The sequence below is a fragment of the Streptomyces sp. NPDC041784 genome (genome assembly GCF_055591025.1).
In genome coordinates this window covers 47720-59952 of sequence record NZ_JBVJAB010000002.1, presented here as the reverse complement: position 1 = coordinate 59952, position 12233 = coordinate 47720, and the positions used below count along the sequence as shown (strand labels likewise).

At 70.2% G+C, this 12233-nt stretch carries 14 protein-coding genes; 10 read left to right on the top strand and 4 right to left on the bottom strand.

Going from position 1 to position 12233, the window contains the following annotated elements:
• Positions 1-163 precede the first annotated feature (163 nt).
• The gene (locus ACZ6D7_RS03965) at positions 164-496 is read left to right on the top strand and encodes a hypothetical protein (protein ID WP_469483145.1); all 333 of its coding nucleotides are present in this window, start codon (positions 164-166) and stop codon (positions 494-496) included.
• 69 nt (positions 497-565) lie between these two features.
• Entirely contained in the window at positions 566-1672 is a 1107-nt protein-coding gene (locus tag ACZ6D7_RS03960; protein WP_469483143.1) for an amidohydrolase family protein, read from the top strand.
• A 26-nt stretch (positions 1673-1698) separates the two neighbouring features.
• On the opposite strand, the gene ACZ6D7_RS03955 is transcribed toward ACZ6D7_RS03960, so the two are convergent.
• The 4 genes from ACZ6D7_RS03955 to ACZ6D7_RS03940 form a co-directional block, all read right to left on the bottom strand.
• On the bottom strand, positions 1699-2709 hold the full coding sequence (locus ACZ6D7_RS03955; protein ID WP_469483141.1) for a COX15/CtaA family protein: 1011 nt from the start codon (positions 2707-2709) through the stop codon (positions 1699-1701).
• 55 nt (positions 2710-2764) lie between these two features.
• Positions 2765-3481: an ABC transporter permease gene (locus tag ACZ6D7_RS03950; RefSeq protein WP_469484512.1), complete on the bottom strand. Its 717-nt coding sequence runs from the start codon at positions 3479-3481 to the stop codon at positions 2765-2767.
• Positions 3482-3531: 50 nt separating this feature from the next.
• On the bottom strand, positions 3532-4455 hold the full coding sequence (locus tag ACZ6D7_RS03945; RefSeq protein ID WP_469483139.1) for an ABC transporter ATP-binding protein: 924 nt from the start codon (positions 4453-4455) through the stop codon (positions 3532-3534).
• Between the two features lie 75 nt (positions 4456-4530).
• On the bottom strand, positions 4531-5331 hold the full coding sequence (locus tag ACZ6D7_RS03940; RefSeq protein WP_469483136.1) for an AAC(3) family N-acetyltransferase: 801 nt from the start codon (positions 5329-5331) through the stop codon (positions 4531-4533).
• Between the two features lie 173 nt (positions 5332-5504).
• Between ACZ6D7_RS03940 and ACZ6D7_RS03935 the strand changes: the two genes are divergently transcribed.
• From ACZ6D7_RS03935 to ACZ6D7_RS03900, 8 genes are read left to right on the top strand one after another with little or no spacing between them, the layout of a single operon-like run.
• Entirely contained in the window at positions 5505-6257 is a 753-nt protein-coding gene (locus ACZ6D7_RS03935) for a helix-turn-helix transcriptional regulator (protein ID WP_469483134.1), read from the top strand.
• Positions 6254-7678: a Fe-S cluster assembly protein SufB gene (gene sufB / locus ACZ6D7_RS03930; protein ID WP_469483132.1), complete on the top strand. Its 1425-nt coding sequence runs from the start codon at positions 6254-6256 to the stop codon at positions 7676-7678. The genes ACZ6D7_RS03935 and sufB overlap by 4 nt, the downstream gene beginning before the upstream one ends.
• A 55-nt stretch (positions 7679-7733) precedes the next feature.
• Positions 7734-8915: a Fe-S cluster assembly protein SufD gene (gene sufD, locus ACZ6D7_RS03925; RefSeq protein ID WP_469483130.1), complete on the top strand. Its 1182-nt coding sequence runs from the start codon at positions 7734-7736 to the stop codon at positions 8913-8915.
• A complete protein-coding gene (locus tag ACZ6D7_RS03920) occupies positions 8915-9235 on the top strand; it encodes a non-heme iron oxygenase ferredoxin subunit (protein ID WP_307162653.1) in 321 nt (106 codons plus the stop codon). The genes sufD and ACZ6D7_RS03920 overlap by 1 nt, the downstream gene beginning before the upstream one ends.
• Before the next feature lie 7 nt (positions 9236-9242).
• Positions 9243-10007 carry a Fe-S cluster assembly ATPase SufC gene (gene sufC, locus ACZ6D7_RS03915; RefSeq protein ID WP_469483127.1) on the top strand — a complete coding sequence of 255 codons (765 nt, stop codon included), beginning with the start codon at positions 9243-9245 and terminating at the stop codon, positions 10005-10007.
• Positions 10004-11260 (top strand): cysteine desulfurase, encoded by a 1257-nt coding sequence (locus ACZ6D7_RS03910; RefSeq protein WP_469483125.1) that lies wholly within the window; start codon positions 10004-10006, stop codon positions 11258-11260. The genes sufC and ACZ6D7_RS03910 overlap by 4 nt, the downstream gene beginning before the upstream one ends.
• Before the next feature lie 15 nt (positions 11261-11275).
• Complete coding sequence (sufU, locus tag ACZ6D7_RS03905) at positions 11276-11743, top strand: Fe-S cluster assembly sulfur transfer protein SufU (protein WP_469483123.1); 468 nt, start codon at positions 11276-11278, stop codon at positions 11741-11743.
• The gene (locus ACZ6D7_RS03900; protein ID WP_275771019.1) at positions 11740-12072 is read left to right on the top strand and encodes a metal-sulfur cluster assembly factor; all 333 of its coding nucleotides are present in this window, start codon (positions 11740-11742) and stop codon (positions 12070-12072) included. The genes sufU and ACZ6D7_RS03900 overlap by 4 nt, the downstream gene beginning before the upstream one ends.
• The last annotated feature ends 161 nt before the right edge of the window (positions 12073-12233 follow it).

The following is a 12233-nucleotide window of genomic DNA, read 5'->3' as shown; positions in this document are numbered from 1 at the left end:
GTGACGTTGAAGGGGCCCCCCCTCCTAAGGGACCCCCCTCCCTAGGTGGCCCTTTTTCCCCCGGCGGCACCCCTTCCCCTCCGGCCCGGGGGGGGGGGGTGGGGCCCACCCCCCCCCCCCCCGGCCGTCGCCGTTCGATCTACCCGTCGGTAGCATCCTGGCCATGGCAGACACGCAGCAGGTTGACGCGAAGGACGGGCGCAATGTCGCCCGGCTCGCCAAGCAGATCAGCGCCTTCTCCCGGCAGCACGGCGGGGCCGAGGGCCAGGTCGCGTACATCGGGGAACGCGGCGCCCGGATCGTGCTCGTCGGCGAGGACGGCGGCTGGGGCGACCTCGTGGCCCCCTCGGTCGCGATCGCCGAGAAGGCCGTGGAGAAGGCAGGGATCACGGTCCACGAGTCCTTCGACGGCGAGTTCGCGGCGAAGGTGACGACGGGCCCGTACGAGTGGACCCGGATGGCCGGGATCCAGGTCGGCGGTCCGAAGAACACCTGAGCAACACCTGACACCGGGTTCACCCGTTAGGACCTTCAGGAGTACGCGGTCCGCCTCACGGGAGTCCCGATGATCGAAACGCCGTCCCTGGTGGACCAGTACTGCCACGGCGTCCTGAGAACGGAGCTGGGCCTCGGCACCTTCGAGGCCCAGCTGGCCCGGACCGAGGGCCCGCCCGCCCCGGGCACGACCTTGTTCGACACACAGACCGGGTTCGCCGTACGCCGTTGGTGCCCACCGCTGCTCGGCCTGGAACCGCACTGTGCGCCCGCCCGCTATCTCGCGCGCCGTCGTGAACTCGGCGTACTGGAATCGGGCCGCCGGCTGCTGCGCGGCAGCGGCATCACGACCTACCTCGTCGACACCGGGCTGCCCGGCGACCTCACCGGACCCGGCGAACTGGCCTGCGCCGGCGGCGCCGAGGCCCGCGAGATCGTCCGCCTGGAACTCCTCGCCGAACAGGTCGCCGACACCTCCGGCACCGTCGAGTCCTTCCTCGCCAACCTCGCCGAGTCGGTCCACGGGGCCGCCGCGAACGCCGTCGCCTTCACCTCCGTCGCGGGGGTCCGGCACGGTCTGGCGCTCGCGCCCGAACCGCCGGGGCCGGGGGAGGTGCGCGGCGCGGCGGGCCGCTGGCTGGCCGAACGCCGGGTCGGCGGCGAGCTGAGCGACCCGGTGCTGCTACGGCACCTGCTGTGGATCGCCGTCGCCTCGGGCCTGCCGCTCCAGCTGCACGCGGGGCTCGGGGAGACCGGCCTGCGCATCGACCGCACCGATCCCGTGCTGCTGACGGACTTCGTGCGGGCCACGGCCGGCCTGGGCACGGACCTCGTGCTGCTGCACGCCTACCCCTACCACCGTCACGCCGCCCACCTCGCCGGGGTCTTCCCGCACGTGTACGCCGACTCCGGGGCCGCGCTCGTGCGCACCGGCGCCCGGGCCGCGACCATCCTCGCGGAGACCCTGGAACTGGCGCCCTTCGGCAAGATCCTCTTCTCCAGCGGGGGCCAGCGCCTGCCCGAACTCCATGTGGTCGGGGCCCGGCTGTTCCGCGAGGCCCTCGGCCGGGTCCTGGGCGGCTGGGTCGCCGAGGGCGCCTGGTCCCTGACGGACGCGCAGCGCGTGGCCGGCCTGATCGCGTCGGGCAACGCACGGAGGGTGTACGGACTGGGCTGAGCGGCGCGGCCCGGCGTACGGCCGGCTCAGGCGCGGGAGCCGATCGTCACCTCGGTCGCCGGGCCCGGCAGGTCGACCGTCGCGTCGGGGCGTTCGCGCAGGGCCAGCAGCACGCGCAGGACCGCGATCCAGGTGAGCGCCGAGCCGAACATGTGCAGACCGACCAGGACCTCGGGGAGGTTCGTGAAGTACTGGACGTAGCCGATCACGCCCTGGGCGAGCAGCACCAGGAACAGGTCCCGGGTGCGGTCCAGGGGACCCTTGGGGGAGTCGACCGCCTTGAGGACGAACCACAGGGCGAAGGTCAGCGACACCACGATCCAGGCCAGTACGGCATGCGCCTTGCTGACCGTCTCCCAGTCGATCGGCATCCGCTCGACCTCGCTGGAGTCGCCCGCGTGCGGGCCCGCGCCGGTCACCACGGTGCCGACCAGGATCAGCAGCACCGAGGCCCCGACCAGGAACCACACCAGCTGCCGGACGGCCCCGCCGACCAGCGGACGGCTCTCCCCGTCGCCCTCCCGGGTGCGCTGCCACATCACCGTGGCCACCGCGATCAGCGCCGACGTGGCCACGAAGTGCGCGGCGACCGTGTACGGGTTGAGGCCGACGAGGACCACGATCCCGCCGAGGACCGCGTTGCTCATCACGATCCAGAACTGCGCCCAGCCCAACCGGGTCAGATCCCGGCGGTGCGGCTTGGTGGAGCGCGCGGCGATGATCGCCCAGCCGACGGCGGCGCACAGCACGTACGTCAGCATGCGGTTGCCGAACTCGATGGCGCCGTGCAGGCCCATTTCGCCGGTCGCGGTGAGCGAGTCGTCGGTGCACTTGGGCCAGGTCGGGCAGCCGAGACCGGAGCCCGTGAGCCGCACGGCACCACCGGTGACCACGATGAGCACCGACATCACGAGGGCGCTGAGGGCCGCGCGCTCGACCGTCCGGGGATCCGGGGTCCAGCGGGAGGCGATGAAGGCGAGCGGGTTGCGCACGGCCGCCAGGGCGTCGGCGCGGGTCACGTTTGGCACGCCGTCCATCGTAGGGGGCCGCTTGTGCACGCTTTCACGAGGGGTCCCCGGGTGCCCCGGCCGGCTACTCCCAGCGGAAGAACCGCCCCGCCGCCGCGAGCCCCACGACGGCCCACACCGCGAGGATCCCCAGGTCGCCCCAGGGCATCCCCGCCCCGTGCTGGAGGACGTCCCGCAGGCCGTCGGAGAGGGCCGAGATCGGCAGCAGTCCGAGGACGTCCTGGGCGGCGGACGGGAACTTGTCCAGCGGGACGATGACCCCGCCGCCCACGAGCAGCAGCAGGAAGACCAGGTTGGCGGCGGCCAGGGTCGCCTCCGCCTTCAGGGTGCCGGCCATCAGCAGCCCGAGGCCCGAGAACGCCGCGGTGCCCAGGACCAGCAGCAGCAGGACCGCCAGCGGGTTGCCGTGCGGCTCCCAGCCCAGCGCGAAGGCGATCACCGTCAGCAGAATGACCTGGAACACCTCCGTGACCAGCACGGACGCGGTCTTCGCCGTCATCAGCGCCCAGCGCGGGAGCGGGGAGGACGCCAGCCGCTTCAGGACGCCGTAGCGGCGCTCGAAGCCGGTCGCGATGGCCTGGCCCGTGAAGGCCGTGGACATGACCGCGAGCGCCAGGATGCCGGGGGCGAGGAAGTCCACCCCGTCGCCCGCGCCGGTGTCGACGATGTCCACGGTGCTGAACAGCACCAGCAGCAGGGTCGGGATCACGACGGTGAGCAGCAGCTGCTCGCCGTTGCGCAGGAGCATCTTCGTCTCCAGCGCCGCCTGGGCCGCGATCATCCGGGGGAGGGGCGCCGCGCCCGGCGCGGGGGTGTAGGTGCCAGTGGCGGTCACGAGCGCAGCTCCTTGCCGGTCAGCTCCAAAAAGACGTCTTCGAGGGTGTGCCGCTCCACCGAGATGCGGTCCGGCATCACCCCGTGCTGCGCGCACCACGAGGTGACCGTCGCCAGCAGCTGCGGGTCGACCTTGCCGGCCACCCGGTACGAGCCCGGCGTCAGCTCGGCCGCGGAACTGTCCGCGGGCAGGGCCTTGAGCAGGGAGTTCACATCGAGGCCGGGGCGGCCGGTGAAACGCAGGGTGTTCTCGGCGCCGCCGCGGCACAGCTCCTCCGGGGAGCCCTGCGCGATGACCCGGCCCGCGTCGATGATCGCCACGTCGTCGGCGAGCTGCTCGGCCTCGTCCATGTGGTGCGTGGTGAGGATGGCCGAGACGCCGTCCGAACGCAGGTCGCGGACCAGGTCCCAGGTGGCGCGGCGGGCCTGCGGGTCGAGGCCGGCCGTCGGCTCGTCCAGGAACACCAGCTCCGGCCGGCCGACCACGGCCATCGCCAGCGCGAGCCGCTGCTGCTGGCCGCCGGACAGCCGCCGGTAGGTGGTCCGGCCGCAGGAACCGAGGCCGAGCCGCTCGATCAGGGCGTCCACGTCCAGCGGGTGCGCGTGCAGCTTCGCCACGTGCCGCAGCATCTCGTCGGCCCGCGCACCGGAGTAGACGCCCCCGGACTGGAGCATCACGCCGATCCGGGGACGCAGGTCGGCGGCCTGCCGGACGGGGTCGAGGCCGAGGACGCGCACGGTGCCGGAGTCCGGCCTGCGGTATCCCTCGCAGGTCTCGATCGTGGTGGTCTTCCCGGCGCCGTTGGGACCGAGTACGGCGGTGACGCCCGCCCGGGCCGTCAGGTCCAGGTTGTCCACCGCAGTCTTCGTCCCGTACCGCTTCACCAGGGCCTGGACCCGGACGACAGGCTCAGTTCGCATGGCTCAAGAGTCTAGGTTCGCGGACGGGGGTTCCCACCGGCGGGTGCGCGAACCGGCCACGGAAGGGGACACGCCCTACATTTCCTCCGCCCGGGACCGGTGCAGTGGCAGCCACCGCTGCGCGTACGCCACCGCGTCCGCGACCGGGAACAGCCGCGCGTCCGCGGCGCCCACCGTCCCCCGTACGACGTAACGGTCCCGTTCGAAGTCGTGGCCCAGCTCGTCGAAGCGGTCGGAGACGATCGACACCTCCGTGACCACCTCCCAGCCGCCGCCGGGCGCGGGCCGGCCCACCTCGGTCAGCGGGGACTCGATCCGGTATTCGGCCAGGTGGAAGCTGGTGCAGGTGTCGTATCCGGCGCCCAGCAGCAGCACCCGCGCGCCCCGCTCCTCCAGCCGGGCCAGCGGGCTGCGCTCGCCCAGCCGGCAGTCGGGGGCGTGGCCGTCGAGGATCTCCGCCGCGTGCGGGCCGAGCGCCGCGAACGAGGTCTGGGGGTGCGCGCTGCGCAGGGCGCCGGGCCAGGTGCGCACGGTCTCCGGGATCACCCCGACCCCGCGGGTCGGGGTGAGCAGGGGGTCGTAGGCGGGCATGGTGGCGCGGATCGTCTCCCACCACTCCCGCGGCACCGGCGGATTGCCCCACACCGCGGGGTCGGACAGGTCGCCGGACTGGGTGGGGACGACGAGGGTGCCGTCCGGGCCGAGGGCGTCGAGCAGTCCCTGGACGACCGCGACGGCGCCTCCGCACACCCAGCCGAGGGCACGGAGGGAGGAGTGGACGAGGAGTATTTCTCCCGGTTCGACACCCAGGGTCCGCAGCTCGGCTGCGAGGGTCCCGCGGGTGACAAGTGGGCCGGTCGGAGGGGGTGTGGGCATGGTTCCGCAGTGTCCCCGCAAGGCCCCTCGGAGGCCAGTGGATTACCCGCCTCTCTGATCGATCAGTGATCGTTTCCGCAGGTCAGATTAGGTATGCCTAAGTGACGCAGGGCACCGTCCGGCGGCCGGGACGTGGGTTGCCTGCCTCTGAGGAATTACGCAACAATGGCGTTGTGAAAAACGTCGGCGAGGCTCGGGTGACCCCCACGGGGGCGCCTCAGGAGGAGCTCGCGACCGGGGAGCGCTCCACGCGCAACCGGGTCGCGCGGTCCATCCTGGACCACGGGCCGTCGACCGTGACCGAGCTGGCCGGGCGCCTGGGGCTCACCCCCGCCGCCGTCCGCCGCCACCTCGACGCACTGGTCGCCGACGACGTCGTACAGGCCCGTGAGCAGCGGGTGTACGGAGCGCGGACCCGCGGGCGCCCCGCCAAGGTCTTCGCCCTCACCGACTGCGGCCGGGACGCCTTCGACCAGTCCTACGACACGCTCGCCGCGGACGCCCTGCGCTGGATCCAGGAGCGCTTCGGCGGGGACGAGGCGGTCGTCGCCTTCGCCCGCGCGCGGATCGCCGAACAGGCCGCCGCGTACCGCGCGGCGATCGAGGCCGCGGCCCCCGAGGAGCGCACCGAGGCCCTGGCCAGGGCCCTGAGTGCCGACGGGTACGCTGCAACGGCGCGCAGCGCGCCCCTCCCGCAACACGGCGAGCAGCTCTGCCAGCACCACTGCCCCGTGGCGCATGTCGCCGAGAAGTTCCCGCAGCTCTGCGAGGCGGAGACCGAGATCTTCTCCCAGCTGCTCGGCACCCACGTCCAGCGGCTGGCGACCATCGCCCACGGCGACGGTGTCTGCACGACGTTCATCCCCAAAGTTTCCACAGCCACCCACAACACATCTGCAAGCACCGCCGGGAGGAACCCCGCATGACGCTCCCCATCGAGGAGACTGCCCACCCCGAGCTCGAGGGTCTGGGCAACTACGAATATGGCTGGGCCGACTCCGACGTTGCCGGTGCCTCTGCCAAGCGCGGCATCAACGAGGACGTCGTCCGCGACATCTCCGCGAAGAAGTCCGAGCCGGAGTGGATGACCAAGCTTCGCCTCAAGGGCCTGCGCCTCTTCGAGAAGAAGCCCATGCCGAACTGGGGTTCCGACCTCTCCGGCATCGACTTCGACAACATCAAGTACTTCGTGCGCTCCACGGAGAAGCAGGCGGAGTCCTGGGAGGACCTGCCCGAGGACATCAAGAACACGTACGACAAGCTCGGCATCCCGGAGGCGGAGAAGCAGCGCCTCGTCGCCGGTGTCGCCGCCCAGTACGAGTCCGAGGTCGTCTACCACCAGATCCGTGAGGACCTGGAGGAGCAGGGCGTCATCTTCCTCGACACCGACACCGCGCTGAAGGAGCACCCGGAGCTCTTCAAGGAGTACTTCGGCACGGTCATCCCGGTCGGCGACAACAAGTTCGCGTCGCTGAACACGGCCGTGTGGTCCGGCGGCTCCTTCATCTACGTGCCGAAGGGCGTGCACGTCGAGATCCCGCTCCAGGCCTACTTCCGTATCAACACGGAGAACATGGGCCAGTTCGAGCGGACCCTGATCATCGTCGACGAGGGTGCCTACGTGCACTACGTCGAGGGCTGCACGGCCCCGATCTACAAGTCGGACTCGCTGCACTCCGCGGTCGTCGAGATCATCGTCAAGAAGAACGCCCGCTGCCGCTACACGACCATCCAGAACTGGTCGAACAACGTCTACAACCTGGTCACCAAGCGCGCCGTGGCGTACGAGGGCGCGACCATGGAGTGGATCGACGGCAACATCGGTTCCAAGGTGACGATGAAGTACCCGGCCGTCTACCTGATGGGCGAGCACGCCAAGGGCGAGACCCTCTCCATCGCCTTCGCGGGCGAGGGCCAGCACCAGGACGCCGGCTCCAAGATGGTCCACATGGCGCCGAACACCTCCTCCAACATCGTCTCGAAGTCCGTGGCGCGCGGTGGCGGTCGTACGTCCTACCGCGGTCTCGTCGAGATCGGCGAGGGCGCCCACGGCTCCAAGTCCAACGTGCTGTGCGACGCGCTGCTCGTCGACACCATCTCCCGCTCGGACACCTACCCCTACGTGGACGTCCGCGAGGACGACGTGTCCATGGGCCACGAGGCGACCGTCTCCAAGGTCAGCGACGACCAGCTCTTCTACCTGATGAGCCGGGGCATGACCGAGTTCGAGGCGATGGCCATGATCGTCCGCGGCTTCGTCGAGCCCATCGCGAAGGAGCTGCCGATGGAGTACGCGCTGGAGCTCAACCGGCTGATCGAGCTGCAGATGGAAGGCGCGGTCGGCTAAGTACCGCACCCCATCAAGCCCCTTTACGCAACGGAAAGCGAGCATTACGACAGCCATGGCTGAGGCTCAGAACATCCCCGCGGGGTCGACCACCGCGGGCGCGATCGCGGTCGCCGCCGAGTCGACCGTCGCCACGCGCATGAGCGCGCCCCCGTCCTTCGACGTGGCGGACTTCCCGGTTCCGCACGGCCGCGAGGAGGAGTGGCGGTTCACCCCGCTGGAGCGCCTGCGCGGTCTGCACGACGGCACCGCCGTCGCCACCGGCGAAGGCGTGAAGGTCGCCGTCGAGGCCCCTGAGGGCGTCACCGTCGAGCTGGTCGGCCGCGACGACCCGCGGCTCGGCCGGGCCGGCACCCCGGTGGACCGGATCGCCGCCCAGGCGTACTCCGCGTTCGAGCAGGCCGGCGTGATCACCGTCCCCAAGGAGACGGTCCTCACCGAGCCGATCCGTATCGCCGTGCACGGCGAGGGCGGCACCGCCTTCGCCCACCAGGTGATCGAACTGGGCGCCTTCGCCGAGGCCGTCGTCGTCATCGACCACACCGGTGACGCCGTGGTCGCCGCCAACGTGGACTACGTCCTGGGCGACGGCGCCAAGCTGACCGTCGTCTCCGTCCAGGACTGGGACGACAAGGCCGTGCACGTGGCCCAGCACAACGCCCTCGTCGGCCGCGACGCCACCTTCAAGTCCGTCGTCGTCACCTTCGGCGGCGACCTCGTACGCCTCCACCCGCGCGTGCAGTACGCGGGCACCGGCGCCGAGGCCGAGCTGTTCGGCCTGTACTTCACCGACGCCGGCCAGCACCAGGAGCACCGCCTGCTGGTCGACCACAACGTCCCGCACTGCAAGTCCAACGTCGTCTACAAGGGCGCGCTCCAGGGCGATGACGCGCACGCCGTGTGGATCGGTGACGTGCTGATCGAGGCCAAGGCCGAGGGCACGGACACCTACGAGATGAACCGCAACCTGGTCCTCACGGACGGCGCGCGCGTCGACTCGGTGCCGAACCTGGAGATCGAGACCGGCGAGATCGTCGGCGCCGGCCACGCCTCCGCCACCGGCCGCTTCGACGACGAGCAGCTCTTCTACCTGATGGCCCGAGGCATCCCGGCCGACGAGGCCCGCCGACTGGTGGTCCGCGGCTTCTTCGCCGAGCTGGTCCAGCAGATCGGTGTCCCGGACATCGAGGAGCGCCTGCTCGCCAGGATCGAGACCGAGCTGGAGGCCACGGTCTGATGGCCGCCTTCGTACGTGCCTGTGGGCTGAGCGAGCTGGAGGAGGACACCCCGAAGCGGGTGGAACTCGACGGCACGCCGGTCTCGGTCGTGCAGACCGAGGGGGAGGTGTTCGCCATCCACGACATCTGCTCGCACGCGAACGTCTCGCTCTCCGAGGGCGAGGTGGAGGACTGCCAGATCGAGTGCTGGCTGCACGGCTCCAGCTTCGACCTCCGCACCGGCAAGCCGTCCGGCCTTCCCGCGACGCGCCCCGTCCCCGTATACCCCGTAAAGATCGAAGGGGACGATGTGCTCGTCTCCCTCACCCAGGAGTCCTGAGGCACCCATGGCAACGCTTGAAATCCGAGACCTGCACGTCACCGTCGAGGCCGACAACGCCACGAAGGAGATCCTCAAGGGCGTCGACCTGACCGTGAAGCAGGGCGAGACGCACGCCATCATGGGCCCCAACGGCTCCGGCAAGTCGACCCTCGCCTACTCCCTCGCGGGTCACCCGAAGTACACGATCACCGGCGGCACCGTGCTGCTCGACGGCGAGGACGTCCTGGAGATGTCCGTCGACGAGCGCGCCCGCGCGGGCCTGTTCCTGGCGATGCAGTACCCGGTGGAGGTCCCCGGCGTCTCGGTCTCCAACTTCCTGCGCACCTCCGCCACCGCCATCCGCGGCGAGGCCCCCAAGCTGCGCACCTGGGTCAAGGAGGTCAAGGAGGCCATGGAGCGCCTCCACATGGACACCTCCTTCGCCGAGCGCAACGTCAACGAGGGCTTCTCCGGCGGTGAGAAGAAGCGCCACGAGATCCTCCAGCTGGAGCTGCTCAAGCCGAAGATCGCGATCCTCGACGAGACGGACTCCGGTCTGGACGTCGACGCCCTTCGCATCGTCTCCGAGGGCGTCAACCGTGTCCGCGAGACCGGCGAGGTCGGCACCCTGCTGATCACGCACTACACGCGCATCCTGCGCTACATCAAGCCCGACCACGTCCACGTCTTCTCCGGCGGCCGCATCGTCGAGTCCGGCGGCGCCGAACTCGCGGACAAGCTGGAGAACGAGGGCTACGAGGCATACGTGAAGGGTGGCGCATCCGCGTGACACAGCTGCCGGGCCTCCTCGACACCGAGGCGCTCCGCAAGGACTTCCCGATCCTCGACCGGGTGATCCACGACGGCAAGAAGCTCGTGTACCTGGACAACGCGGCGACCTCACAGACGCCGCGCCAGGTCCTCGACGTGCTCTCCGAGTACTACGAGCAGCACAACGCCAATGTCCACCGCGGCGTGCACGTCCTCGCCGAGGAGGCCACGGCGCTGTACGAGGGCGCGCGGGACAAGGTCGCTGCGTTCATCAACGCGCCCAGCCGCGACGAGGTGATCTTCACCAAGAACGCCTCGGAGTCGCTGAACCTGGTCGCGAACATGCTGGGCTGGGCCGACGAGCCCTACCGCGTGGACTCCGAGACCGAGATCGTCATCACGGAGATGGAGCACCACTCCAACATCGTGCCGTGGCAGCTGCTCTCGCAGCGCACCGGCGCGAAGCTGAAGTGGTTCGGCCTCACCGACGACGGCCGGCTCGACCTCTCCAACATCGACGAGATCATCACGGAGAAGACGAAGATCGTCTCCTTCGTGCTGGTGTCGAACATCCTCGGCACGGTCAACCCGGTCGAGGCGATAGTCCGCCGCGCCCAGCAGGTCGGCGCGCTGGTCTGCATCGACGCCTCGCAGGCCGCGCCGCACATGCCGCTGGACGTCCAGGCCCTCCAGGCCGACTTCGTGGCCTTCACCGGCCACAAGATGTGCGGCCCGACCGGCATCGGCGTCCTGTGGGGCCGCCAGGAGCTCCTGGAGGACCTGCCCCCGTTCCTCGGCGGCGGCGAGATGATCGAGACGGTGTCGATGCACTCCTCGACCTACGCGCCCGCCCCCCACAAGTTCGAGGCGGGCACCCCGCCGATCGCCCAGGCGGTCGGCCTCGGCGCGGCGATCGACTACCTCGACGCGATCGGCATGGACAAGATCCTCGCCCATGAGCACGCCCTCACCGAGTACGCGGTGAAGAAGCTCGGCGAGGTCCCGGACCTGCGCATCATCGGTCCGGCCACGGCCGAGGACCGCGGCGCGGCGATCTCCTTCACGCTCGGCGACATCCACCCGCACGACGTGGGTCAGGTCCTCGACGAGCAGGGCATCGCGGTCCGTGTCGGCCACCACTGCGCGCGGCCCGTCTGCCTGCGGTACGGAATTCCCGCGACCACGCGAGCGTCGTTCTATCTGTACTCCACGCCGTCCGAGATCGACGCACTGGTCGAGGGCCTGGAGCACGTACGGAACTTCTTCGGCTGAGAGACGAGCGATCGCATGAAGCTGGACTCGATGTACCAGGAAGTCATCCTGGACCACTACAAGAACCCCCACGGGCGGGGCTTGCGGGATGGCGACGCCGAGGTGCACCACGTCAACCCCACCTGCGGTGACGAGATCACCCTGCGCGTGAAGTACGACGGCACGAGGATCGAGGACGTCTCGTACGAGGGCCAGGGCTGCTCCATCAGCCAGGCGAGCGCGTCCGTGCTGAACGAACTCCTGGTCGGCAAGGACCTGGCCGAGGCGCGGAAGATCCAGGAGACCTTCCTGGAGCTGATGCAGTCCAAGGGCAGGATCGAGCCCGACGACACGATGGAGGAGGTGCTGGAGGACGCGGTCGCGTTCGCCGGCGTCTCCAAGTACCCGGCCCGGGTCAAGTGCGCCCTCCTCAGCTGGATGGCGTGGAAGGACGCGACGGCCCAGGCCCTGGGCGGAGCCGACGCCGAAAGGAAGACGGCATGAGCGAGACCGTTGAGATGAAGCCGGCCTCGGAGGAAGAGATCCGCGAGGCGCTGTACGACGTCGTCGACCCCGAGCTGGGTATCGATGTCGTCAACCTCGGTCTGATCTACGGCATCCACATCGACGACGCGAACATCGCGACGCTCGACATGACCCTGACGTCGGCGGCCTGCCCGCTGACGGATGTCATCGAGGACCAGGCCAAGTCCGCCACGGACGGCCTCGTCAACGAGCTGCGCATCAACTGGGTCTGGATGCCGCCGTGGGGCCCCGACAAGATCACGGACGACGGCCGCGAGCAGCTGCGCGCCCTGGGCTTCAACGTCTGAGACTCCCGGGCCCCCTCGGGGATCCCCTGAACGACGGAGAGGGGGGGGGGGGGGGGGGGGGGGGGGGGGGCGGTTGGGGGTGGGGGGGGGGGGGGGGGGGGGCGGAAAAAAAAAAGCGAAAAACGCAAGACAAAGAGATACACCGTCTTATGGGGGACACG